The following is a 24,891-nucleotide window of genomic DNA, read 5'->3' on the forward strand; positions in this document are numbered from 1 at the left end:
CGGTCTCGGCTTCGCGCTGCCTGAAGATTGCCCCGAACCGCGCCGCGGCGCCTGCCCACCGGCCATTGCCGGCGACTCGCCGGTTTTCGTGACGCCGTCGTGGCGGGTCCCGCCGCCGCGGACGGGCCGGCGTGCCGGCTGCCGGAAGCGCCGGAGCGTGGGTTTGCCGCTTGGCGGTGCCGTCATCCTGCCGTCACCTACATCGCGGTTTCATGACTGTAATGCGGCTATAACTTTCGACTTAGATAATCCCGCCCGTTCTCCCGGCCATGTCCGGAATCCCCCGCAGCAGGCCTTATCGGGCCGCCGGCGGGGCCTCGCTTACCACCTCAGGCGGGTATCTCAAGATGACTATTCGAAGCCGCATCATATTGCTGGTTGCCCTGACGTTCGTCGCCCTGTCCCTGATCGGCGGCTATTCGGTGATCCAGTCCCGGTCCAACGCCAGGGAAGTGCGGGGCGTCACCGAAGGCGTGGTGACCAGCGCCCTGGCCTCGGCCGACCTGGTGTCGCTGCTCAAGGAAGTGCAGCTCACCACCATGGCCCTGGTGTCCGCCCCGGACACCACCATCGCCGCCCAGGCCCGCGACAAGCTGCTCAAGCAGCAACTGCAACTCAAGGAAAGCCTCGACTTCCAGGCCCACCAGGCCACGGGCAGCGCCCAGACCGGCCTGGTGGACCAGGCCAAGGAGAGCCTGGCCAACTACTTCGGCGAGATCGACCAGACCGCCCAGCTCAAGCTTGCCGGCCAGACCTCCCTGGCCGAGGCCAACCTGTTCGCCAACGTGGCCCAGTACCAGCGCGAGATGGAGCAGATCGTCGATGCCCTGCGCGTCGAGAAGAACCGCTCCAAGGACAGCGCCATCGCCGCCCTGAACGACAGCCTGTCGAACACGGTCACCACCATTTCCGCCGTCAGCCTGGCCACCATCCTGGCCCTGGGCGTGGTCGGCTACCTGCTCTACCGCCAGGTGGTCCTGCCCATCGGCCGCATGCAGGCGATGATGAGCGAGATCGCCGACAGCCAGGACTTCAGCCGCCGTCTGCCGGTGGGGGGCAAGGACGAGATCGGTCGCTCGATCGGTGCCTTCAACGTGATGGTCGCCAAGATCGAGGAAAGCTCCGGCCTGCTGCGCCAGAAGACCACCGACATCCAGACCATGTTGCAGCACATGCCCCAGGGCATCCTGACCATCGCTGCCGGCAACCGGGTCCATCCGGAATACTCGGCCTTCCTCGAAAGCATCCTGGAAACCGCCGACATCGCCGGCCGAGACGTCATGGAACTGGTGTTCGCCGACACCGACCTGGGGGCCGATGCCCTGTCCCAGGTGGAGGCCGCCGTCGGCGCCTGCATCGGCGAGGACGCCATGAACTTCGAGTTCAACGCCCACCTGCTGGTCGGCGAGATCGAGAAGCGGCTGGCCGGCGGCCGGACCAAGGTGCTCGACCTCAACTGGTCGCCGATCGTGGACGACAACAACACGGTGGTCCGCCTGCTGCTGTGCGTGCGCGATGTCACCGAACTGCGCCGCCTGGCCGCCGAGGCCCGGGAGCAGAAGCGCGAGCTGGAGCTGATCGGCGAAATCCTCGCCGTCAGCCAGGAGAAGTTCCACGAGTTCATCGCCGGCGCCCTCAAGTTCATCGACGAGAACGAGCAGCTGATCCGCGCCACGCCCAAGCAGGACGCCGACGTGGTCGCCCAGCTGTTCCGCAACATGCACACCATCAAGGGCAACGCCCGCACCTACGGCCTGCGCCACCTGACCAACACGGTGCACGGGGCCGAGCAGATCTACGACGAGCTGCGCAAGCCGCGCCCCACCGTGGCCTGGGATTCGGCCGCCCTGCTGGAGCAACTGGCAGCGGTGCGAGCCGAGGTGGAGCAGTACGCCAAGATCAACGAGGTCAGCCTGGGCCGTAAGGGCCCCGGGCGGCGCGGCGGCGAGCGCTACCTGCTGGTGGACCGGGAGCAGATCCAGGAAACCCTGCACCGCCTGGAAAAGGTCAATCCGGGCAACCTGCACGAGCTGGTGGCGGCCCGGGACCAGGTGCAGCGCGTGCTGCGCCTGCTCGGCACCGAATCCGTGGCCCAGATCCTCTCCGGAGTGTTCGATTCCCTGCCTTCCCTGGCCAAGGAGCTGGGCAAGGTGGCACCGGTGGTGAGCATCGAGGACAACGGCTACTTCCTGCACAACCAGGTGTCCGGCGCCCTCAAGAACGTGTTCATGCACCTGGTGCGCAACGCCATGGACCACGGTATCGAAACACCCGACGTGCGCCGCGAGTCCGGCAAACCCGCCGCCGGCGAGATCACCCTGCGCCTGGCCCTGGTCGGGGACGGCCTGCAACTGGCCCTGAGCGACGACGGCCGGGGCCTGGCCCTGGCGCGCATCCGCCGCATCGCCCTGGACAAGCAACTTATCGGTGCGGACGACGTTCTGAGCGACGAAGAAGTGGCTCAATTGATCTTCCGCCCCGGCTTCTCCACGGCCGAGGCGGTCACCGAAGTGTCCGGCCGCGGCGTCGGCATGGATGCGGTGCAAGACCTGATCCGGCGCGAGGGCGGCAAGATCGCCGTGCGCTTCCTGGACGGGGCCGCCGGAGCCGACTTCCGGCGCTTCGAGACGGTGGTGACCCTGCCCGAGAAGGTTGCCGTGCGCGGCGAGGAAATCGCCGTGACGGCCGATGCGCCGGCCGGCAGCGAGGACGGGGCGGCGGCCGGCGGCTCGGCGGATGTCGCCCGTGCCATCGCCTGAGGCCGGAGGACCGCCCAGCGTGGATACCCGGACCCAGGTGGCCAGCAAGATGCTGGTGCTCGACGACGCGGGCACCTATGTGAATAGCCTCAAGGCCTTCTGCGAGGAATGCGCCCTCCTGGGCATCCGCCCCAACGTGGCCGGCAACGGCGACGTGATGGCGGTGCTGCGCGCCAACGTGGACTTGGGCGGCATCCTGCTCTACGAGAACTACGGCGGCCGGCCGGGCAACGGCCTGGTCATGGCCCGGGAGATCCACGCCCTGCGCCCCGAGCTGCCCATCTTCCTGCGCCGCGACGCCGTCTCCAGCGTCGCCGGCCTGGGGGAGCGCGACGCGGCCATGTTCCGCTGCGCCTACACCCTGGCGACCCTGCAACAGCTGCGGGAGTCCCTGGACGCCTCGATCTTCAGCCGGATCTACCCCAACGCCCTGGTGCGGGGCATCGCCGAGATCACCCGGGCCTCTTTGGAAAGCCTCTTCCACGGCTGCGAGGTGGATGCCGAGACCCCCTACCTGGTCAAGGACCGCATCATCTACGGCGAGGTGTTCACCCTGATCGCCATCGAGAGCCACTGGTGCCGGGGCTACATGATGCTGCAATCGTCCGAGGGCAGCGTGCTCGACCTGTTGCGCGGCCGGCCAGGCGGCGGGGACGGGCTCACCTTCCGCGATCTCAACGGCACCCTGGGCGAGGCCACCAACCTGATCTGGGGCGCCTTCAAGAACCGCTACGTCGGCCACGGCACGGCGGCCTCCGCGCCGCTCCAGACCCAGGTGCCCATCGTCATCAACCACCAGCGCCGCTACATCTCCTTCGGCTCGGACGATCCCCAGCTGTGCCTGAAATACACCCTGCGGCTGCGGCAGTCCCCGGACGGCCCGGGCGTGCCGGTCTACCAGCGCTTCGTCTTCAACCTGGACTGGTCCCCGGACGAGTTCAGCGAAAACCCCACGGTGGAGTCCTTCGTCGAGTCCGGCGAATTGGAACTCTTCTGACCCCGCGTTCGATCTTTTTTCCCCTTCCCGTTTGATAACCAATAACAAGGAGTTCCCATGGCCCAGGTTCTGGTCGTCGATGATTCCAGCACGGTGCGTAACGAGGTCTGCGATTTCCTCAAGAACAACGGCCTCGCCGTCACGGCAGCGGTGGACGGCAACGACGGGCTGGCCAAGCTCAAGGCCGACCCCGCCATCAAGCTGGTGTTGAGCGATGTGAACATGCCCAACATGGACGGCCTGACCATGGTCGAGAAGATCCGCGGCGACCTGAAGAACGCGGCGGTCAACGTCATCATGCTCACCACCGAGAACAGCCCGGCGATGAAGGAGCGGGGCAAGGCGGCCGGCATCAAGGGGTGGATCGTCAAACCGTTCAACGGCGCCGCCGTGATCGCCACCCTGAAGAAGCTGGTGGCCTGATCGATGGCCCTGACCACTGGCGCCACCCCGATCCTGCTGGCTCTCGCCGTATTGCTGGCGCTGCTCGCCCTGGCCGGCTGGTGGCGCGTCGCCGTCCTGCGCCGCGAGGGGAGCCGCCGGGAGGCGGCCCTGCGTCGCGAGATCGATGCCCTGGCCGGGCACATTCCCCCCGAGGTCATGGCCGGGCGGTTGGCCGATCTGCAAGGCGAGGCCGACGCCCTACGCGAGGCCCTGGCCCGGCTGGCCGAGGCGCACGAGCAGGCCGCCCAAGAGGCGGCCCAGAGCGCCGCCGCCGAGCAGCAGGCCGTACTGGCCGAGGCCGCCGCCGGCTACGGTGCGGCCCTGGCCGACCTGCGCCAGCGGGTCGCGGCGGACCACCACGAGTTGAAAGGTGGCATCGACGCCCTGCTCGACGTGGTCAAGACCCTGGAGCGCTGGCATGACCAGATCCAGGGCATCCTGGCCAACAACCAGGCGCTGAAGCGGGAAAACGAGGAATTCGCCAACATCAACAAGAAGATCGTGATGCTGGCGCTCAACGCCTCGATCGAGGCCGCCCGGGCCGGCGAGTACGGCCGGGGCTTCGCCGTGGTGGCCGACGGGGTGCGCGACCTGGCCCTGACCTCCACCAAGCTGGCCCAGAGCTTCAAGGAAAACCTGGACAAGAGCGACCTGGTGGCCACCGCCACCTTCCTCGACCTGCAAGCCAGCAGCAACATGATCCGCACCGCCGTATTCGGCCTGGGTGCGAGCGAGACCCGCATTCTGTCCCATCTGTCCGAGGAGGGCGCCCTGCCATGATCACCACCGAAGCCATCGCCTCCGTCCAGTGGCTGTTCGACAAGGCCATCCGGGAAAATGCCGGGGCCGGCGCCGCCTGCGAGGTAACCGTTTCTCCCGGCCTGGGGCCGGCCATGGCGGACGATGCCCGCCGCCACCTGGTGGTGATCGGCATCTCGTCCTACCTGTTCCGCATGGTCGTCCTGTTCGACTTCGACGCGGCCCCCAGGACCCTGGACTATCTGTCCCGCCGTGCCGGCGGCGAGCCGGGGGCGCTCCAGGGGCAACTGCTCGCCGACGCCTACGGCGAGCTGGTGAACATGATCTGCGGCGCGGCCAAGCGGACCTTGCACGAGGTCTTTCCCCACACCGGCCTGTCCACCCCGTTCACCCTGGAAAGCTCCTGCGCCCGCTACGTTTGCGCCCTGGACCCGGCCCACAGCCTGACCTTCGCGGTGAATATCGGCGATCAGGGCGACGGCCAGCTCGGCTTCCGCATGACCGTCTGCCTGTGCGTGGCCCCGGGCACCACCCTGGACTTCACTGTGGCGCGCACCGCCCCCGCCGATGCGTCGTCCGATTCCTGCGGCGAGATCGAATTCTTCTGATCCGGCGCGGCCTGGACGGCCCTGGGCTGCGGGCCGGCGCAGCCCCGGGAGACATCGCCCGCATAAATAATTGGCGGGGCGCCCTTGAAAACCCCGGGGGGCGTCCCTATTATTAGCACTCGTCACCGATGAGTGCTAACAGCCTCGCGCCGGCCCTCCCGGTGACCGGCAGCCGCGGCGGGTGCGAGCTTCGCTCCCCGAGTCCGGCGGCTCCCTATTCGTGTTTATGTCTGCAACTTTGTCAGGAGCCCACTCCATGAAAATCCGTCCCTTGCACGACCGCGTGATCGTCAAGCGCGTCGAAGCCGAGCGCACCACCGCCTCCGGTATCGTCATCCCCGATTCCGCCGGCGAGAAGCCGGATCAGGGTGAAATCCTCGCCGTTGGCCCGGGCAAGCGCGACGATTCCGGCAAGCTGATCGCCCTCGACGTCAAGGTCGGCGACCGCGTCCTGTTCGGCAAGTACGCCGGCCAGACCGTCAAGGTGGATGGCCAGGAACTGCTGGTCATGCGTGAAGAAGACATCATGGGCGTGGTGGAAGCCTAAGGCTTTCCGACCCTCTCACCCTTCCCAGAATTCAGGAGCAAACAATGGCTGCTAAAGAAGTCAAATTCGGTGACGTCGCCCGCGAGCGCATGGTCGCCGGCATCAACATCCTCGCCAACGCCGTCAAGGTGACCCTGGGCCCCAAGGGCCGCAACGTGGTGCTCGAGCGCTCCTTCGGCGCCCCCACCGTGACCAAGGACGGCGTGTCCGTCGCCAAGGAAATCGAACTGAAGGACAAGTTCGAGAACATGGGCGCCCAGATGGTCAAGGAAGTCGCTTCCAAGACCTCCGACGTGGCCGGTGACGGCACCACCACCGCCACCGTGCTGGCCCAGGCCATCGTCCGCGAAGGCATGAAGTACGTGGCCGCCGGCATGAACCCGATGGATCTGAAGCGCGGCATCGACAAGACCGTCGCCGCCCTGACCGACGAACTGCGCAAGATTTCCAAGCCCTGCTCCACCACCAAGGAAATCGCCCAGGTCGGCTCCATCTCCGCCAACTCCGACACCAACATCGGCGACATCATCGCCAATGCCATGGACAAGGTCGGCAAGGAAGGCGTGATCACCGTCGAAGACGGCAAGTCCCTGGACAACGAACTCGACGTCGTCGAAGGCATGCAGTTCGACCGCGGCTACCTGTCCCCCTACTTCATCAACAACCCGGACAAGCAGATTGCCGCCCTGGACAATCCCTTCGTCCTGCTGTTCGACAAGAAGATCTCCAACATCCGCGACCTGCTGCCGGTGCTCGAGCAAGTGGCCAAGGCCGGCCGCCCGCTGCTGATCATCGCCGAAGACGTGGACGGTGAAGCCCTGGCCACCCTGGTGGTGAACAACCTGCGCGGCATCCTCAAGACCTGCGCCGTCAAGGCTCCGGGCTTCGGCGACCGCCGCAAGGCCATGCTCGAAGACATCGCCATCCTGACCGGCGGTACCGTGATCGCCGAAGAAGTCGGCCTGTCCCTGGAAAAGGCCACCCTGGCCGAGCTGGGCCAAGCCAAGCGCATCGAGATCGGCAAGGAAAACACCACCATCATCGACGGCGCCGGCGATGCCGCCACCATCGAAGCTCGCGTCGGCACCATCCGCAAGCAGATCGAGGAAGCCACCTCCGACTACGACCGTGAGAAGCTGCAAGAGCGCGTGGCCAAGCTGGCCGGCGGCGTTGCCGTGATCAAGGTCGGCGCTGCCACCGAAGTCGAAATGAAGGAAAAGAAGGCCCGCGTCGAAGACGCCCTGCACGCCACCCGCGCTGCCGTTGAAGAAGGCATCGTCGCCGGCGGCGGCGTGGCCCTGCTGCGCGCTCGCGCTGCCGTTTCCGTCAAGGGTGACAACCCCGACCAGGAAGCCGGCATCAAGATCGTGCTGCGCGCCATCGAAGAGCCCCTGCGCCAGATCGTCGCCAACGCCGGCGATGAGCCCTCCGTGGTGGTCTCCAAGGTCCTCGACGGCCAGGGCAACTTCGGCTACAACGCCGGCTCCGGCGTGTACGGCGACATGGTGGAAATGGGCGTGCTCGACCCCACCAAGGTGACCCGCACCGCCCTGCAGAACGCCGCCTCCGTGGCCGGCCTGATGCTCACCACCGACTGCATGGTCGGCGAACTGCCCGAAGACAAGCCCGCCATGCCCGGCGGCATGGGCGACATGGGTGGCATGGGCGGCATGGGCATGGGCATGTAACACCGCCCGGCCGTCCAGGACTCGTTCCTGGCGCCCTGCCGGCCGGCCGTTGGCGATTCGCCAGGGGCCGGCCCGAAAAACCCCGCACTCCGGTGCGGGGTTTTTCTTTGCTCGGCGACAACGGGACCGCCGGTGCCTGGACCAACAGGCCCTTTGAACCGTCAGTGCAGCGGTGCGGGCCGGGGGCCAGGGGAGGGGGGCTGGGCGGGCAGGGGGAATACTTGAATTTTATTAATGTATTTTTCTTTGGCGAATGCCAAGGTCCAATACTGGCGCGGACTTTGAATTTTTCCCAGGCTAAATACATTAATTTTTTTCATGTATTGCACGGGCTGGCATTCGGGGAGCCCGGGCGGGGCGGCGGCCGGGGCCGTGGCGCTTGGCCGGCATTGCCGCGCTGTGCGCCCTGTTCTGTCCCGGCCATGCTTCCCCCTGGCCGCGCCTGCCCGGCAGCGCGTCGCCCGTCGTTACGGCAGTCGTTCTTAGAACGGATATGGCTTTGCAAATAGCGATTCCGTATAAAACTGTTATAAGCGGATCGTTTAGCATGGCCGTCATTCATCGAGGGGCGACGGCGTGGAAATCGGATTCGTGGTGGCGGGACTGGCGGTGGGCTTCGTGGTCGGCCTCACCGGCGTGGGCGGCGGCTCCCTGATGACGCCCATCCTGCTCTGGTTCGGCATCCCGCCCTCCACCGCCGTGGGCACCGACCTGCTCTACGCCGCCCTGACCAAGGCCGGCGGCGTGGCGGTGCACCACCGCCGCGGCCACGTGGACTGGCGCCTGGTCGGCTGGCTGGCTGCCGGCAGCGTTCCCGCCTCCCTGCTCACCCTGGGGCTGATTTCCCACATCGGTCCGTCCCACGCCCTGGACGGCCTGTTCCGCTTCATGCTCGGCGTGGCCCTGATCCTCACCGCCGCCGCCATCCTCGGCAAACCCTGGTTGCTGCGCCATGTGCCGACCCGCTGGCGCGACGCCCCCTTCGCTGCCATGCGCCCGGCCCTGTGGGTCACCGGCGCGGTGCTCGGCGTACTGGTCACCTTGAGTTCGATCGGCGCCGGCGCCCTGGGCACCTTGGCCCTGTTCCTGATCCTGCCGGCCCTGCCCACCACCCGCCTGGTGGGCAGCGAGATCGCCCACGCCGTGCCCCTCACCCTGGTGGCGGGCATCGGCCACGCCGGCCTGGGGCACATCGACTGGAGCCTGCTGGTGAACCTGCTGGCCGGCTCCCTGCCCGGCATCTGGCTGGGCAGCCACCTGAGCCACCGCCTGCACGACGGCTGGCTGCGCCCCGCCCTGGCGGTGATGCTGGCCTTCATCGGCGCCCGGCTGGTGGCCTGATCTGGCCTGACGCGGCCTTTCCCCCGCGCCATTCCGGCGCGTTGGTGCGTGCTGGCGCGCTGGGGCGCGATTCACGATTCATCTATCCCTCGTTGTTCTGCCGCCCGCGGGGCCGGCGGGGGCAATCTCCCCCCGTTCCGGGTGAGGCTTTCCCGCGTGTCGCTCGTTTAGAGCAGCCTAGACCCCCCCGGCCCGTCCTCAGGCGGCGCCGGGCAGACGGACCTCGACCCGCAGTCCCCGGCCCTGGGGGCCGTCGTCCAGGCGCACGTCGCCGCCGTGGCGGCGGGCGATGGCGCGCACGATGGCCAGGCCCAGGCCGTTGCCCGGGGCGCCGCTGCCGGCGGGTCGGTAGAAGCGGTCGAACACCCGCTCCCGCTCCGCCGCCGCAATGCCCGGCCCGCTGTCGTCCACCCGCAGTACCACGTCCCCGGCCACGGCCATGGCCGCCACCGTCACCACCCCCTCGGCCGGGGTGTAGCGCAGGGCGTTGTCGATCAGGTTGGCTACCAGTTCCCGCAGCAGCACCGTGTCGCCCGCTACCTTGCAGGGCGCCTCGCCCTCGAAACCCAGGTCGATGCGCCGGGCCAGGGCCTGGGGCAGCCAGTCGAAGGTGGTCTGGCGGGCCAGTTCGGTAAGGTCGGCCACCTGGTCCGCCGGCGGCGCCGCGTCGCTGCGCGCCAGGGTGAGCAACTGCTGCACCAGCCGGGCGGTGGCCGTGGCGGTCTGGCCGATGTCGCCGACCATGCGTTGCAGGCGCAGCGGGTCGGTTTCGCGCTGGGCCAGGTCGGCCTGGGACTTGATGATCGCCAGGGGCGTCTTCAGCTGGTGGGCGGCGTCGTCGATGAACTGGCGCTGGGCCTCGGTAAGCTGGCGCACCCGGGCGGTGTGGGCATTGACCGCCTCGACCAGGGGCATCACTTCGCTGGGCACGTTGTCGGCGGCCAGGGGCGACAGGTCGGCCGGGTCCCGGGCGGCCACGTCGCGGCGCAGCCGGCGCAGGGGGCCGAGGGCGTGCAGCACGCCGAAGGCGATGAGCAGGGCGCCCAGGACGATCAGGGCCCCTTCCTTGACCAGGGATTCGACCAGCAGCTGGCGGGCCAGTTGGTTGCGCGCCCCCAGGGTTTCGCCGATCTCGATCAGGAGAGGGCCGCGGATGCCCGGGTAGAAGAGGGGGCGCCACATGGCCGCGATGCGCAGGCGTTCGCCGTGGTAGGCCGTCTCGAAGAAGAAGGGCTTGCGGCTGTGTACTTCGTCCAGGCCGTCGCCGGAAATGGCCCGGCCGATGCCGAAGCGTTTGCCCGGCGGCGGCTCGGGCAGGTCCGGGTAGCCGGTGATCTCGCCCTGCTGGGGGTGGCTGACCCGGTAGTAGATGCGGTCCTGGAAATCGTTTTCGAGCATTTCCAGGGAGGCGTAGGGCAGGTCGATGCGGATCAGCCCCTCGTCCACCGCCACCCGCTCCGAGATCGCCAGCAGAGCGCCCTGGAGTGTCCGGTCGTAGGCCTGGTTGGCCGAATCCAGGGCGGTACGGTAGGTCACCGCCGTGTTCAGCGCCAGGGCGGCGCCCAGGGGGGCGAGCAGGTAGATGAGCAGGGTGCGGCGCAGGCTGCGCCGGCGGCGCGGCGGGGTCGTGTCTTCCGCTTCGGCCTCCGGCACCGCCGGGGATGGCAGGGATGGGCCGGGGGCGCCGATCGGCGCGGGCAGGTCAGGCATCGCCGGACCCGGCTTCGAGCAGGTAGCCCAGGCCGCGCAGGGTGCGGATCGACAGGGCGGTGCCGGCCAGCTTCTTGCGTAGGCGGTGCACGTAGATTTCCACCGCGTCCGGGGTCACCGCGTCGTCCAGGTTGCACAGGCGGTCGCACAGGGCCTGCTTGGCCACCGGCTGGCCGGCCTTGAGCAGCAGGGCTTCGAGCACCGCGTGCTCCCGGGGCGTCACCTCCAGGGGCGCCTCGCCGAGCTGGTAGCGGCGGCTCACCGTGTCGTAGCGCAGCGGGCCGAGTTGCAGCACCGGGGCGGGGCGGCCGTGGCGGCGCCGCACCAGGGCCTTGATGCGGGCTTCCACCTCGGCCAGTTCGAAGGGCTTGGCCAGATAGTCGTCGGCCCCCTCGTTGAGGCCCTGGACCCGGTCCAGGGTACTGCCCCGGGCGGTGAGCACCAGCACCGGCACGTCGTCGCCCCGGGCGCGCAGGCGGCGCAGCACTTCCAGGCCGTCGAGGCGGGGCAGGGTGAGGTCGAGCAGCACGGCGTCGAAGCGCTCGCTCTGCAACAGCTGGTCGGCGTGCAGGCCGTCCCCCACCAGGTCGGCGACGATGCCCGATTTCTTCAGTCCCTCGGCCAGGGCCCGGGCCAATTGGGGGGTGTCTTCGACGATCAGCAGGCGCATGGCGGGAGCGGGGTACGGGTTGGCGGCGGCGGGATTGAAAGCAATCTGAAAGCTGCGGGCCACTAGTGTAGCGGCCATGCGGTGGTCGTGCGCCACCGCAATGCGTCCACAACGATACGAGGAGACAGCCATGCAACGCTGGATTCGCACCCTGACCGCCACCGTCGCGGTCACCGCCGCCGCCCTGGCGCCAGTTCTCGCCACCCCCGCCCTGGCCCAGGCTCAGGCCCCTGCCGGCTATCCGGCCGACTACGCCAACCTGATCGTCGCCGCCCGCAAGGAGGGCAAGGTGATCGTTTACGGCGCCACCGACACCAACGCGGTGAACCCGCTGATCAAGGACTTCGAGGCCCTCTACCCGGGGGTCCGGGTCGAATACAACGACATGAACACCACCGAGCTGTATAACCGGGTGGTGAGCGAGAAGGCCGCCGGCGGCACCTCGGCCGACGTGCTGTGGAGCTCGGCCATGGACTTGCAGATCAAACTGGTCAACGACGGCCTGGCCCTGGCCTACAAGTCCCCCGAGACGCCTAAGCTGCCCGACTGGTCGGTGTGGAAGGGCGAGGCCTACGGCGTCACCTACGAGCCCATCGTGTTCGTCTACAACAAGCGCCTGCTCAAGCCGGACGAGATTCCCCACAGCCACGCCGACTTCGCCCGCCTGCTGCGCGAGAAGGGTGACCGCTTCAAGGGCAAGGTGACGTCCTACGACATCGAGAAGTCCGGCGTCGGCTTCATGCTGATCACCCAGGACAGCAAGGTGAATCCGGCCTTCTGGGATCTGGCCAAGGCCGTGGGTGGCGTCAGCCCGCGCTTCCAGTCGAGCAGCGGCACGATGATGGAGCGCATCGGCTCCGGCGAGAACCTGCTCGGCTACAACGTCTTCGGCTCCTACGCCATGCTGCGCGCCAAGAAGGACCCGGGCATCGGCTGGGTGGTGCCCACCGACTACGTGCTGATCATGTCCCGGGTGATGTTCATCGCCAAGACCGCCCGGAACCCCAACGCCGCCAAACTGTGGCTCGACTACATCCTCTCCAAGCGCGGCCAGACCATCATCGCCAACCAGTCCGAGCTGGGCTCGGTGCGCGCCGACGTGGAAGGCGAGCTGACCGCCGCCGGCCTGGCCAAGACCCACGGCAATGCCTTGAAGCCGATCCCGGTCGGCCCCAGCCTGCTGGCCTTCCTCGACCAGAACAAGCGCCTGGAATTCATCAAGCAGTGGCAGCAGGCCATGGGCGCGCGCAAGTAATAAGCGCCGCTCCTGCGATTCTTACGGAGTCTTGCCGTGACCACGCCCGTTCCTTCCCTCGCCGCCGCCTCCGGGTGGCGGTTTTTCCCCACCCGGGGGCTGGTGATCGCCCTGACCGCGATCACCGTGCTGGTGCCCCTGGGCCTGATCTTCTACCAGAGTCTGCTCAACGCCCCGTTCTTCGATAGCCAGGCGTCGCCGGGGCTGGCGGCCTACGCCTTCATCTTCGACGACCCGGACTTTTGGGACGCCACCAAGAATTCCCTGATCATCGCCGGCAGCATGGCCCTGATCGCCGTGCCCCTGGGCGGGGCCCTGGCCTTCATCATGGCCCGCACCGACCTGCCCGGGCGGCGCTGGATCGAGCCCTTGCTGCTGGTGCCGGTGTTCGTCTCGCCGATGGTGCTGTCCTTTGGCTACGTGGTGGCCGCCGGGCCGGTGGGCTTTTATTCGATCTGGGCCAGCCAGCTGTTCGGCACCGTGCCCTGGAACGTCTATTCCCTGCCCAGCATCGCCATCATCGCCGGCCTGACCCACGTGCCCCACGTGTATCTCTACTCGTCGGCGGCGTTAAAGAGCCTGGGCTCGGACATCGAGGAGGCGGCGCGCATGAGCGGCGCCGGCCCCCTGCGGGTGGCCCTGGATGTGAGCCTGCCGATGATCACCCCGGCCCTGCTGTATTCGGGCGTGCTGGTGTTCTTCCTCGGCTTCGAGATCTTCGCCCTGGCCCTGGTGCTGGGCGACCCGGAAGGCCACCTGGTGCTGGCCACCTACCTGTTCAAGCTGACCAACAAGCTGGGCACCCCGTCCTATCACCTGATGGCGGCGGTGGCGGTGTGCATCATCGGCATCACCTTCCCTTTGGTGATGCTGCAACGGCTGCTGATGAAGAACGCCAGCCGCTTCGTCGCGGTCAAGGGCAAGGCCGGCCGACAGCGGCCCCTGGCCCTGGGGCCGTGGCGCTGGCTGGCCATCGGCCTGATCGGCCTGTGGCTGTTCGTCTCGGTGTTCGTGCCCCTGTCCGGCGTGGCCCTGCGCTCCTTCGTCACCTACTGGGGCGAGGGCATCCAGCTCTCCGAGGTGCTGACCCTGGAGCACTTCCGCACCGTGTTCGGCCAGCCGGCCCTGATGCGCGGCATCTTCAACACCATCGCCATCGGCGTCATCGGCGGCCTGCTGTCGGTGGTCTGCTACGCCGCCATCGGCCTGGCCATGCACCGGCGCAACGACCGCTGGAGCCGCTTCATCGACTACCTGGCCCTGGTGCCCCGGGCAGTGCCCGGCCTGCTCGCTGGCCTGGCCTTCCTGTGGGTGTTCCTGTTCTTTCCGCCCCTGGCGCCGCTGCGCACCACCATCTTTGCGGTGTGGCTGGCCTATACCGTGGTGTGGCTGGCCTACGGTATGCGCCTGATCCAGAGCTCCCTGCTCCAGGTGGGGCCGGAACTGGAGGAGGCGGCGCGCAGCGTCGGCGCCAGCGCTGCCCGCACCAGCCGGGACGTGACCCTGCCCTTGATCCGCCATGGCCTGCTGGCCAGCTGGCTGCTGGTGTTCATGATCTTCGAGCGGGAGTACTCCACCGGCGTGTACCTGCTCAACCCGGGCACCGAGGTGATCGGTTCCCTGCTGGTGTCCCTGTGGGCCACCGGCGGCGCCGACATGGTGGCCGCCCTTTCCCTGATCAACGTGGTGCTGGTGGGCTGCGGCCTGGCCATCGCCCTTCGCTTCGGAGTGAAGCTCCATGATTAAGCTCGACGTTTCCGACCTGCACCTGTCCTACGGCACCAATCCGATCCTGAAGGGGGTGTCGATGCAGCTCAACCAGGGCGAGGTGGTGTCCCTGCTCGGCCCTTCGGGCAGCGGCAAGACCACCCTGCTGCGCGCCGTGGCCGGCCTGGAACAGCCGCACCAGGGCACCATCCGCATCGGCGAGCGGGCCGTCTTCGACGGTGCCGGCAAGGTGGAGGTGCCGGCGGAAGGGCGCAACCTGGGCCTGGTGTTCCAGTCCTACGCCCTGTGGCCGCACAAGACCGTGGCCGCCAACGTGGCCTACGGCCTCAAGCTGCGCAAGGTGCCCGGGGCCGAGATCGGCGAGCGGGTGGCGGCGGTGCTCGGCCAGCTCGGCCTGGGCCATCTGGCCGAGCGCTATCCGCACCAGCTGTCCGGCGGCCAGCAGCAGCGCGTGGCCATCGCCCGGGCCCTGGTCTACAACCCGCCGGTGATCCTGCTCGACGAGCCCCTCTCCAACCTGGACGCCAAGATGCGCGAGGAGGCCCGGGCCTGGCTGCGCGAGCTGATCCTCAAACTGCAACTGTCGGCCCTGGTGGTGACCCACGACCAGGCTGAGGCCATGGCCATGTCCGACCGCATCCTGCTGCTGTCGCAGGGGCGCATCGAGCAGCAGGGCACGCCCCAGGAGATGTACGGCCAGCCGGCGTCCCTGTTTACCGCCGAGTTCATGGGCAGCAACAACCGCCTGGCCGGCAAGGTGGTGGAGCGGCGCGACGCGGCGGTGTGCGTGGCCGGGGAGGGCTGGCGCCTGTGGGGCACCTGCCGCGACCGCGCCGACCTGCAACCGGGCAGCGCCGCCACCGCGGTGATCCGCCTGGAGCGCATGCGCCCGGCGGCGGAGGGGCAGCAGGACAATTGCCTGGAGGCGGATCTGTCCACCTCCATGTTCCTCGGCGACCGCTGGGAGCACCTGTTCCACGTCGGCCCCCAGGCCCTGCGCACCCATTCGCCCCAGCCGGCAGCACCGGGGCGCACCCGGCTGCACCTGCCGGCCAGCGACCTGTGGGTGTTCGCCGGATAAGGCAAGGCCGCATCCGGCCGTCGGCCCGTGCCGACGCGTCAACGCAAAACGGGCAAGGTGTTCACCTTGCCCGTTTCGTTTTGGGGACGCCGCCTCGTGGCCGATGCGCGGTCAGCGCACGCAATCCACCGCGTAGCGGCTCTTGCCGTCTTCGCCCACTTCCTTGACCAGGCCGTGGATGTCGGTCTCGAAGCCGGGGAAGCGCTCGTTAAATTCCCGGGCGAATTGCAGGTATTGGACGATGGTGGCGTTGAAGCGCTCGCCGGGGATGAGCAGGGGGATGCCCGGCGGGTAGGGAGTGAGCAGCACGCTGGTGATGCGGCCTTCGAGCTGGTCCAGGGGCACCCGCTCGATCTCCCGGTGGGCCATCTTGGCGAAGGCGTCGGAGGGGCGCATCGCCGGCACCATGTCCGAGAGGTACATCTCGGTGGTCAGGCGCGCCACGTCCTTGGCCCGGTAGACGGCGTGGATCTCCTTGCACAGGTCGCGCAGGCCGACCCGCTCGTAGCGCGGGTTCTTGGCCACGAACTCGGGCAGCACGCGCCACAGGGGCTGGTTCTTGTCGTAGTCGTCCTTGAACTGCTGCAGCTCGGTCACCATGGTGTTCCAGCGGCCCTTGGTGATGCCGATGGTGAACATGATGAAGAACGAGTAGAGGCCGCACTTCTCGACGATCACGCCGTGCTCGGCCAGATACTTGGTGACGATGGCCGCCGGGATGCCGCGCTCGGCGAACTCGCCGTCCACGTCCAGGCCCGGGGTGATGATGGTGGCCTTGATCGGGTCGAGCATGTTGAAGCCTTCGGCCAGATTGCCGAAGCCGTGCCAGCGCTCGCCGGCCTTCAACATCCAGGCGTCGCGCTCCTCGATGCCTTCCTCGGACAGGTCGTCCGGGCCCCATACCTTGAACCACCAGTGGCCGTTGGCCTGGCTGGCCCATTCCTCGCCCACCTTGCGCATGGCGCGGCGGAAGTCGAGGGCCTCGGAAATGGATTCTTCCACCAGGGCGGTACCCCCCGGGGCTTCCATCATCGCCGCCGCCACGTCGCAGGAGGCGATGATCGAGTACTGGGGCGAGGTCGAGGTGTGCATCAGGTACGCCTCGTTGAACACGTCCCGGTCCAGCTTGTTGTTCTCCGCGTCCTGCACCAGGATCTGGGAGGCCTGGGAGAGGCCGGCCAGCAGCTTGTGGGTGGACTGGGTGGAGAACACCATGGATTCCTGGCAGCGCGGCCGGTCTTCGCCAATGGCGTGGTAGTCGCCGTAGAAGTCGTGGAAGGCAGCGTGGGGCAGCCAGGCCTCGTCGAAGTGCAGGGTGTCGATCTTGCCGTCCAGCTCTGCCTTGATCGCTTCCACGTTGTAGAGCACGCCGTCGTAGGTGGACTGGGTGATGGTCAGCACCCGGGGCTTGCCCTGGCTGTCCTTGGCGAAGGGGTGGGCGGCGATCTTCTTCTGGATGTTCTCCCAGGCGAATTCGCTCTTCGGGATCGGGCCGATGATGCCGTAGTGGTTGCGCGTCGGCATAAGGAAGACCGGGATCGCACCGGTCATGATGATGGCGTGGAGGATCGACTTGTGGCAGTTGCGGTCCACGATGACGATGTCGCCGGGGGCCACGGTGGAGTGCCAGACGATCTTGTTGGACGTGGACGTGCCGTTGGTGACGAAGTACAGGTGGTCGCAATTGAAGATGCGCGCCGCGTTGCGCTCCGAGGCGGCCACCGGGCCGGTGTGGTCGAGCAGCTGGCCCAGTTCTTCCACGGCGTTGCAGACGTCGGCGCGCAGCATGTTCTCGCCGAAGAACTGGTGGAACATCTGGCCCACCGGGCTCTTCAGGAAGGCGACGCCGCCGGAGTGGCCCGGGCAGTGCCAGGAGTAGGAGCCGTCCGAGGCGTAATGGGTCAGGGCGCGGAAGAACGGCGGCGGCAGGGAATCCAGGTAGGCCTTGGCTTCGCGCACCACGTTGCGGGCGATGAACTCCGGCGTGTCCTCATACATGTGGATGAAACCGTGCAGTTCGCGCAGCACATCGTTGGGGATGTGCCGAGAGGTGCGGGTCTCACCATGCAGGAAGATGGGGATCTCGGCGTTGCGCAGGCGGATTTCGGTGACGAAGGCGCGCAGGTCGTCGATGGCCTTGGCTGCCGCCTCGGCGGACGAGAATTCCTCGTCGTCAATGGACAGGATGAAGGTGGAGGCCCGGCTCTGCTGCTGGGCGAAGGACGACAGGTCGCCGTAGCTGGTCACCCCCAGCACCTCCATGCCCTCGGCCTCGATGGCGTCCGCGAGGGCGCGGATGCCCAGACCCGAGGCGTTCTCGGAACGGAAATCTTCGTCGATGATGACGACGGGGAAGCGGAACTTCATCGGGCGGCTCCTCAAGGCAAAGGGAGTTTCCGCGTCGGGCAGGGGAGGCGTGGGATACGCGGCCGGGGCGAGGGGCGCCGGAGGGGCGGATCGGTTGCCGGGCCTGGCGTGGCGGGGCTGGCCGGGGGTTGAAAAAGAAGCGGATTATACGCACACCCCGAGGCGCTTGCGGGGTGGAAATTCGGGCCGTTTACAAGGGCTTGGCCGAGGGCCTGGCTAGCGCGTTTTCCGCATGGCGATCCACGGGGATCCCGGCCAGCAAGGGCCGGGGCGACGGGAATGCTGGCGGCGGTTTGCGACACGCGTATTACGGCGGCGCGGAGAGGGGCGGCAAGGAAGGGCGGGCGCCGCGATGCAGGGGCGGCGCCCGCCGGAAGGCTGGGGGCGGGGTCAGGCTGCGTCGACGATTTCCACGCTGTGGGTCAGCTCGGCCGTCTTGGCCAGCATGATCGAGGCGGAGCAGTACTTGTCCTTGGACAGTTTGACGGCCCGCTCCACCACGTCGGCCTTCAGGTTGCGGCCGGTCACCGTGTAGTGAAAATGGATGCGGGTGAACACCTTGGGGTCGGTGTCGGCCCGTTCGGCCTTGAGAGCCACCACGCAGTCGGTAACGTCGTGCCGGCCCTTCTGCAGGATCATCACCACGTCGAAAGCGGTGCAGCCGCCGGTGCCGGCCAGCACCATCTCCATGGGGCGGGGGGCCAGGTTGCGCCCGCCGGCGTCCGGGGGGCCGTCCATCACGATGGCGTGGTTGCTGCCGGTCTCGGCCACGAACGACATGCCGTCGCCGCTCCAGCGGACTTTGCATTCCATATATGTAGCTCCTTGGGGATGAAGCGGCGATTGTACTTGCTCCAAGGCAGAGCGTTGCCGCGCGGTGTGCCGCCGCTGCTCTTGTGCGTTGCAGCAAATTTTGCCGGGCGCACCAGGGTAGGGCGAGTCGTTTCAAGAATTATCGTATGGTGGATCAATTACGGAAATGTTTTTTTATGTTTTTTAAAACATGTTGTTATGTTTTGTTTCTGGAAAGGGTGTGAGCTTCGCAGCGGTCAAAAAAAAACGAAAAAAATCTCTTGCGCTGCACAATCTTTTGTCCCATAATGCACTCAACCCAGCGATATCGCAGTGGGTCGTGAGTCTCCCGATCCGGTGTCGCTACGATGTCTCCTCCACCCTCCTCCTTTGGTGTGGATTTAGCGCGACTCTCGCGAGTCGCGCTTTTTTTTACCCCTTCATTTGTCCGCGGCGATAGCGGGGGTTGTGTTCGCGTTGACTGCTGGCACCGATTTGCAATAGAATCCGCGGCTTTCCGTAATCTAGGCTCACTAAGGACGGCGCAGAATGAAAACCTTTTCCGCCAAACCGCATGAGGTGAAGCGCGAGTGGTTCGTGGTGGATGCCACTGACAAAGTGCTCGGTCGCCTCGCTAGCGAAATTGCCCGCCGTTTGCGCGGCAAGCACAAGCCCGAGTTCACTCCGCACGTGGATACGGGTGACTTCATTGTCGTCGTTAACGTCGAGAAGCTTCGCGTCACCGGCAACAAGGCTGAAGACAAGAAGTACTACCGGCACTCCGGCTACCCCGGCGGCATCTACGAGACCAACTTCCTCAAGATGCAGCAGCGTTTCCCCGGCCGTGCCCTCGAAAAGGCGGTGAAGGGCATGCTGCCGAAAGGCCCGCTCGGCTACGCCATGATCAAGAAGCTGAAGTGCTACGCTGGCGATGCCCACCCGCATACCGCCCAGCAGCCCAAGGCTCTGGAAATCTAAGGGACTGACATGGCTGAAAACTTCTTCTACGGCACCGGTCGCCGCAAGAGCGCCGTTGCTCGCGTGTTCATCAAGCGTGGCTCCGGCAACATCGTGGTGAACGACAAGCCCCTCGACGAGTACTTCTCCCGTGAAACTGGCCGCATGGTCGTGCGTCAGCCGCTGGAACTGGTCGAGCACACCAGCACCTTCGACATCAAGGTGAACGTTGCCGGCGGCGGCGAATCCGGCCAAGCCGGTGCTGTGCGCCACGGCATCACCCGTGCGCTGATCGAGTACGACGCTGCCCTCAAGTCCGCCCTGTCGGCTGCCGGCTTCGTCACTCGCGACGCTCGCGAAGTTGAACGTAAGAAGGTCGGTCTGCACAAGGCCCGTCGCCGCAAGCAATTCTCCAAGCGCTAAGCGGACGACACTCGAAAAAAGCCGGCACACGTGCCGGCTTTTTTCTTTACTGCGGTCGCTACGTATTTGCGCGGCGGCCCGGGATTGAACAGAATGCGGGGTCATGCTCGCAACCGCCCGAAGAGGCGCCCTGGTTTTTCGGGGAGAGACAGAACACCATGAACGGATTGAAGGAGGCCGTGGCGCCATGGCACTAGCCGGAGCAGCCCAGATTCGCCGCCGACTGCGGGAGCGCTTCTCGATCAAGGCGCCCCGGGTTGCGGTCAGACCCCATATTCCCTGGCACTGGCACGCCAGCAGCCTGCTGGCGGCCTTCGTCGTCGGCCTGGCTGGCGGCGCCCTTGCTTACCAGCAGTACGTGCGTAGCACGGCGCCGGAGGTGGCGTTGTCGGCCGATTTGCAGGCCTGGCAGGGCCGCGTGGCCGAATTGGAGCGTGAGGTCGAGCAGTTGCGCCACAGTAGCGGCACGGCCGAGAGCAGCCTCAACATCGAGCGGGGTGCCCAGGCTCAGCTGGCCGAGCAGTTGCGCAAGGCCGAGGGCGAGAATGCGGCACTGAAGGAGGACCTGGCCTTTTTCGAAGGCCTGATGCCGGGAGCAGCAGGGGCCGAAGGCGGGCCGACCCGCATCACCCGGCTCAAGGTCGAGCGCGATGGGATGTCCAACCAGTACCGCTACCGCATGATGATCGCCGTGCAGACGGCGCGGGGGCAGGCACCATTCCGGGGCAACCTGGAGATGAGCGTGCAGCTACGTCAGGATGGGCGGGATGTTATGATTAAAATCCCTTCCGCCGAGACGCCCGATGCCGCCAAGTACCGCTTGGAAATTCGGAATTTCCTGCGCAAGGAAGGCGTTTTTGCCGTGCCGTCCGGCGCCGTGGTGACCAAGGTCCAGGCCCGGCTGATCCAGGATGGGACCGTCAAGGCCCAGCAGGATGTCACCCTCTGACAATGCCGAATGCGGCAGCCATCCGATGGCTGCCCGTCCCGGCGCATGCGATAACACGATAACGTTTCGGGAGTCCGTATGTTTTCCAGCAAGCGCAAGAGCGGTCAGCCGCAGAGCCGCATCGACAGCCTGATCGGTGCCGGCACGCGGATCGAAGGGGATGTGAAATTTACCGGCGGGCTTCGCATCGACGGCGAGGTCAAGGGCAACGTGTATGCGGAAAAGGGCGCGGACAGCACCCTGGTCATCAGCGAGCAGGCCCAGGTTGAAGGGGAGATCTGCGTGGCCCACGTGGTGATCAACGGCACGGTGGTCGGACCGGTGTTCGCCGCCGAAACTTTGGAACTTTTGCCGAACGCGAAGGTCACCGGAGATGTCGAATACTCAACGTTGGAAATGCAGCAGGGGGCGGTGGTCCAGGGGCGCCTGATCCACCAGGCCGGTAAGGCCGAACCCGTGGAGCTCAAGTTGGCGGCGTCCGCCGGCTGAGTCCGCACCCGCCTGTCGCGCCATTTTTTGTTTTAAGGAGTTTTGTATGAACGCTGTTACCGAGATGCCGGCCCCCCTCAATTTCACCGATGCCGCTGCGGCCAAGGTGAAGGAACTGATCGACGAAGAGGGCAACCAGGCGCTCAAGTTGCGCGTGTTCGTCACCGGCGGCGGCTGCTCGGGCTTCCAGTACGGTTTCACCTTCGATGAGGAGGTGAACGAGGACGACACCTCCATGGAGAAGAACGGCGTCACCCTGCTGATCGACCCGATGAGCTACCAGTACCTGGTGGGTGCCGAGATCGACTACACCGAAGGCCTGGAAGGTTCCCAGTTCGTGATCAAGAACCCGAACGCCACCTCCACCTGCGGCTGCGGATCGTCTTTCTCGGTCTGAGTCTGGTTGCGTCAACGAAAAAAGCCGGAGCATCTGCTCCGGCTTTTTTCGTTTACATGGCCCGCGCGGTGTATTAGCGCGCAGCGGCTAGGGCCGGAGCATCGTCACGCTTGATCAGGGCCAGTTGTTCCTGAAGCGGCGCCGTTTCCTTGCGGAAACGGGTGAACTCGGCGGCGGCCAGGGGCGGTGTGCCGGGAAGATTGACCGACAGCGGGTTGACCTGCTGGTCGGCGATGCGGAATTCGTAGTGCAGATGCGGCCCGGTGGCCCAGCCGGTTTGGCCGGTGAAGGCGATGATGTCGCCCTGGCTGACCCGGCTGCCGACCTTGAGGCCCGGGGCGAAACGGCTCAGGTGTCCGTAGGCGGTGCTGTAGTTGCCGGAGTGGCGCAGCACCACCAGATTGCCGTATCCGCCCTGGCGGCCGGCAAAGGCCACGACCCCGTCGCCCACCGCCCGGACCCGGGTGCCCACCGGGGCGCCGTAGTCCACGCCTTTGTGGGCGCGCATCTGGTGGAACACCGGGTGCATGCGGGCATTGGAAAAACCGGAGGTGACCCGGGAGAACTCCAGGGGCGAGCGCAGGAAGGATTTGCGCAGGCTGCGGCCATTGGGCGTGTAGTAGCCGCCCTTGGCGTCATGGCTCGCCTGATAGTAGACGGCGCTGTAACGCTTGCCGGCGTTGATGAACTCGGCGGCCAGGATGCGCCCAGCTCGGATGGGCTGGCCCTGGTGGTAGAGCATTTCGTAGACCAGGTGGAAGCGGTCGCCCCGTTGCAGGTCGCGGTGGAAATCCACCTCACTGCCGAAAATGTCGGCCAGCTGGCTGGCGATGCCGTCGGGGATGTCCGCGGCGTCGGCAGCGGCGAACAAGGACGTGCGAATTTCCCCCGAGCCCTGCTGGACGTGGGTGGTCAGCTTGAGAGCCTCGGTGCGGGTGGAAAAAGTCTCGCCGCGACGCTCGACGATCAGGACCTGGTCCTGGCTGTTGAGCGGGAAGTAGAGCATCAGCAGGCGCCCGGCATCGTCGCTGCGGGCGCTGACGATCTTGCCCGGGGCCAGTTGGCGATGCACCGGGGCGCTTTCCGGGGCGGTGCGCAGATAGGCGGCGGCTTGGCCGTCGGCTACGCCGAGGCGACTCAAGAGGGCGGCGATGGTGTCGCCGCGCTGGACGCGCTCTTCGCGCAGATAGCCCCAGGTGCCGGTGTCGATGGCCTGGGTGGCGTTGACGGCCAGTTGTTCGATGACGGTCTGTTGCAGGACCGGGGCGGTGTCTTCACCCGGTGCCAGACCGAACACGGCCGCCGCGGCGGTCAGGGAGACCAGGCCGACGGCGATACTGGCGCGTGGGTGGCGGGTGAGGTGGCCTGCCTTGGGGGCATGGCGGAGAAGGCTTTGCGCTAGAATGCGGCTCTTTTGCAGGGACATCGGACGAGCTTGGACGGACTTTCAAAGTTCGCCAGTATACCCAACCTCGCCGAATGCCCAAGTCAGTTTTCCGCCTGTCCTATCAAGGACTTCCGGAATGTGAGAGAGCGCCATGAGTCATCACGTTGAAGAGAGTCTGGGTCTGATCAAGCGAGGCAGCGATGAGCTGCTGGTAGAAGCCGAGCTGGTGGAAAAACTCAAGGCGGGGCGTCCCCTGCGCATCAAGGCCGGCTTCGACCCCACGGCTCCCGACCTGCACCTGGGCCACACGGTGCTCATCAATAAACTGCGCCACTTCCAGGATCTGGGTCACCACATCATCTTCCTGATCGGCGACTTCACCGGCATGATCGGCGACCCCACTGGCAAGAACACCACCCGTCCGCCCCTGTCGCGGGAACAGGTGCTGGAGAATGCCCAGACCTACCAGTCCCAGGTATTCAAGATCCTCGACCCGGCCAAGACCGAGGTGGTGTTCAACTCCACCTGGTTCAATGACCTGGGCGCTTCGGGGATGATCAAGCTGGCCGCCCACTACACCGTGGCGCGCATGCTGGAACGGGACGATTTCGCCAAGCGCTATGGCAACGGCCAGCCGATCGCTGTGCATGAGTTCCTCTACCCTCTGTGCCAGGGCTACGACTCCGTGGCCCTGAAGGCGGACGTGGAACTCGGCGGGACCGACCAGAAGTTTAACCTGCTGGTCGGGCGCGAACTGCAAAAGCATTATGGCCAGGCCCCCCAGTGCGTGCTGACCATGCCCCTGCTCGAAGGGCTCGACGGCGTAAACAAGATGTCCAAGTCCTTGGGCAACTATGTAGGCATCACCGACGAGCCCCGGGAGATGTTCGGCAAGCTGATGTCCATTTCCGACGTCCTGATGTGGCGTTACTTCGATCTGCTGTCCTTCCGCAGCAATGGTGAGATCGCCGGTCTGAAGCGCGAGGCTGGGGAAGGGCGCAATCCGCGCGACATCAAGGTCGAGCTGGCCAAGGAAATCGTTGCCCGCTTCCATTCAGCCGCTGCGGCGGATGAGGCCTTGGCCGAATTCGAGTCGCGCTTCCGCCAGGGCGTGCTGCCCGAAGACATGCCGGAGGTCCATCTTGAATGCGGCACCGAAGGCCTGGTTGTGGCGCAATTGCTCAAGCAGGCGGGGCTGACCGCCTCAACCTCCGAGGCGCTGCGCATGATCGACCAGGGCGCCGTGAAGATCGACGGCGAACGTGTCGAAGACAAGGGGCTGATCATTGCGGCGCCCGCGTCACTGGTGGTGCAAGTGGGCAAGCGCAAGTTCGCCCGGGTGGTCTGCGCCTGACGGCATAAAAAGAGATTATTGATAAAAACGGCGAGAGTGGTTGACGTTCCGAATTTGGTGCGTATAATTCGCCCTCTCGCTGCTTCGGCGGTGAGGTGGTTCGAAAAAAACGTGTTTTAACTCAATGGGTTGTGCGCGTTTTGTGCGAATTGGCAGCAAGTCAAAACGTTTTAAGAAATTTTAAAAAAC

General features: G+C 66.4%; 22 protein-coding genes. 17 read left to right on the forward strand and 5 right to left on the reverse strand.

The window, feature by feature from the left end; all coding sequences use genetic code 11:
- Positions 1-347: 347 nt before the first annotated feature.
- From LWW89_RS13465 to LWW89_RS13500, 8 genes are all read left to right on the forward strand, one after another.
- Positions 348-2,759: an ATP-binding protein gene (locus LWW89_RS13465; protein WP_293264997.1), complete on the forward strand. Its 2,412-nt coding sequence runs from the start codon at positions 348-350 to the stop codon at positions 2,757-2,759.
- A gap of 19 nt (positions 2,760-2,778) precedes the next feature.
- A complete protein-coding gene (locus tag LWW89_RS13470; RefSeq protein WP_293264999.1) occupies positions 2,779-3,756 on the forward strand; it encodes a chemotaxis protein CheX in 978 nt (325 codons plus the stop codon).
- A 57-nt stretch (positions 3,757-3,813) separates the two neighbouring features.
- A complete protein-coding gene (locus tag LWW89_RS13475) occupies positions 3,814-4,179 on the forward strand; it encodes a response regulator (protein WP_293265001.1) in 366 nt (121 codons plus the stop codon).
- A 3-nt stretch (positions 4,180-4,182) separates the two neighbouring features.
- Positions 4,183-4,980, forward strand: coding sequence for a methyl-accepting chemotaxis protein (locus tag LWW89_RS13480; protein ID WP_293265003.1), 798 nt, complete (start codon positions 4,183-4,185; stop codon positions 4,978-4,980).
- Positions 4,977-5,567, forward strand: coding sequence for a hypothetical protein (locus LWW89_RS13485; RefSeq protein ID WP_293265005.1), 591 nt, complete (start codon positions 4,977-4,979; stop codon positions 5,565-5,567). Before LWW89_RS13480 ends, LWW89_RS13485 begins: the two co-directional genes overlap by 4 nt.
- Positions 5,568-5,823: 256 nt before the next feature.
- The gene (locus tag LWW89_RS13490) at positions 5,824-6,114 is read left to right on the forward strand and encodes a co-chaperone GroES (RefSeq protein WP_293265007.1); all 291 of its coding nucleotides are present in this window, start codon (positions 5,824-5,826) and stop codon (positions 6,112-6,114) included.
- Between the two features lie 44 nt (positions 6,115-6,158).
- Positions 6,159-7,802 carry a chaperonin GroEL gene (gene groL / locus LWW89_RS13495; RefSeq protein WP_293265009.1) on the forward strand — a complete coding sequence of 548 codons (1,644 nt, stop codon included), beginning with the start codon at positions 6,159-6,161 and terminating at the stop codon, positions 7,800-7,802.
- 576 nt (positions 7,803-8,378) lie between these two features.
- On the forward strand, positions 8,379-9,143 hold the full coding sequence (locus LWW89_RS13500) for a sulfite exporter TauE/SafE family protein (protein ID WP_293265011.1): 765 nt from the start codon (positions 8,379-8,381) through the stop codon (positions 9,141-9,143).
- A 198-nt stretch (positions 9,144-9,341) separates the two neighbouring features.
- Here LWW89_RS13500 and LWW89_RS13505 read toward each other — a convergent pair whose 3' ends face one another.
- Positions 9,342-10,853: a sensor histidine kinase gene (locus LWW89_RS13505; protein WP_293265013.1), complete on the reverse strand. Its 1,512-nt coding sequence runs from the start codon at positions 10,851-10,853 to the stop codon at positions 9,342-9,344.
- The gene (locus LWW89_RS13510) at positions 10,846-11,523 is read right to left on the reverse strand and encodes a response regulator (protein WP_293265044.1); all 678 of its coding nucleotides are present in this window, start codon (positions 11,521-11,523) and stop codon (positions 10,846-10,848) included. The genes LWW89_RS13505 and LWW89_RS13510 overlap by 8 nt, the downstream gene beginning before the upstream one ends.
- 130 nt (positions 11,524-11,653) lie before the next feature.
- Here LWW89_RS13510 and LWW89_RS13515 point away from each other — a divergent pair, with 130 nt between their 5' ends.
- From LWW89_RS13515 to LWW89_RS13525, 3 genes are read left to right on the forward strand one after another with little or no spacing between them, the layout of a single operon-like run.
- Positions 11,654-12,778: an ABC transporter substrate-binding protein gene (locus LWW89_RS13515; protein WP_293265015.1), complete on the forward strand. Its 1,125-nt coding sequence runs from the start codon at positions 11,654-11,656 to the stop codon at positions 12,776-12,778.
- A gap of 36 nt (positions 12,779-12,814) precedes the next feature.
- The gene (locus LWW89_RS13520) at positions 12,815-14,524 is read left to right on the forward strand and encodes an iron ABC transporter permease (RefSeq protein WP_293265017.1); all 1,710 of its coding nucleotides are present in this window, start codon (positions 12,815-12,817) and stop codon (positions 14,522-14,524) included.
- Complete coding sequence (locus LWW89_RS13525; RefSeq protein ID WP_293265019.1) at positions 14,517-15,587, forward strand: ABC transporter ATP-binding protein; 1,071 nt, start codon at positions 14,517-14,519, stop codon at positions 15,585-15,587. Before LWW89_RS13520 ends, LWW89_RS13525 begins: the two co-directional genes overlap by 8 nt.
- Before the next feature lie 111 nt (positions 15,588-15,698).
- On the opposite strand, the gene LWW89_RS13530 is transcribed toward LWW89_RS13525, so the two are convergent.
- Together LWW89_RS13530 and LWW89_RS13535 are read right to left on the reverse strand one after the other, a co-directional pair.
- Complete coding sequence (locus LWW89_RS13530) at positions 15,699-17,954, reverse strand: arginine/lysine/ornithine decarboxylase (RefSeq protein WP_293265021.1); 2,256 nt, start codon at positions 17,952-17,954, stop codon at positions 15,699-15,701.
- Positions 17,955-18,344: 390 nt separating this feature from the next.
- Entirely contained in the window at positions 18,345-18,767 is a 423-nt protein-coding gene (locus LWW89_RS13535) for an OsmC family protein (RefSeq protein WP_293265023.1), read from the reverse strand.
- Positions 18,768-19,295: 528 nt separating this feature from the next.
- On the opposite strand from LWW89_RS13535, the gene rplM reads away from it, so the two are divergent.
- The 5 genes from rplM to erpA all read left to right on the forward strand — a co-directional run bounded on the left by rplM (position 19,296) and on the right by erpA (position 21,961).
- Positions 19,296-19,724, forward strand: coding sequence for a 50S ribosomal protein L13 (gene rplM / locus LWW89_RS13540; protein ID WP_054621915.1), 429 nt, complete (start codon positions 19,296-19,298; stop codon positions 19,722-19,724).
- Positions 19,725-19,733: 9 nt separating this feature from the next.
- Positions 19,734-20,126, forward strand: a complete 393-nt coding sequence (gene rpsI / locus LWW89_RS13545; protein ID WP_293265026.1) for a 30S ribosomal protein S9 — start codon at positions 19,734-19,736, stop codon at positions 20,124-20,126.
- 187 nt (positions 20,127-20,313) lie between these two features.
- Entirely contained in the window at positions 20,314-21,075 is a 762-nt protein-coding gene (locus tag LWW89_RS13550; protein ID WP_293265028.1) for a DUF6776 family protein, read from the forward strand.
- 78 nt (positions 21,076-21,153) lie between these two features.
- Positions 21,154-21,564: a polymer-forming cytoskeletal protein gene (locus LWW89_RS13555; RefSeq protein ID WP_293265030.1), complete on the forward strand. Its 411-nt coding sequence runs from the start codon at positions 21,154-21,156 to the stop codon at positions 21,562-21,564.
- Between the two features lie 46 nt (positions 21,565-21,610).
- Entirely contained in the window at positions 21,611-21,961 is a 351-nt protein-coding gene (gene erpA, locus LWW89_RS13560) for an iron-sulfur cluster insertion protein ErpA (protein ID WP_293265032.1), read from the forward strand.
- 73 nt (positions 21,962-22,034) lie between these two features.
- On the opposite strand, the gene LWW89_RS13565 is transcribed toward erpA, so the two are convergent.
- Complete coding sequence (locus tag LWW89_RS13565) at positions 22,035-23,387, reverse strand: peptidoglycan DD-metalloendopeptidase family protein (RefSeq protein WP_293265034.1); 1,353 nt, start codon at positions 23,385-23,387, stop codon at positions 22,035-22,037.
- A gap of 112 nt (positions 23,388-23,499) precedes the next feature.
- Here LWW89_RS13565 and tyrS point away from each other — a divergent pair, with 112 nt between their 5' ends.
- Positions 23,500-24,702 carry a tyrosine--tRNA ligase gene (gene tyrS / locus LWW89_RS13570; protein WP_293265036.1) on the forward strand — a complete coding sequence of 401 codons (1,203 nt, stop codon included), beginning with the start codon at positions 23,500-23,502 and terminating at the stop codon, positions 24,700-24,702.
- The last annotated feature ends 189 nt before the right edge of the window (positions 24,703-24,891 follow it).

It is taken from the genome of Oryzomicrobium sp. (assembly GCF_021287045.1).
Classification (GTDB): Bacteria; Pseudomonadota; Gammaproteobacteria; order Burkholderiales; family Rhodocyclaceae; genus Oryzomicrobium.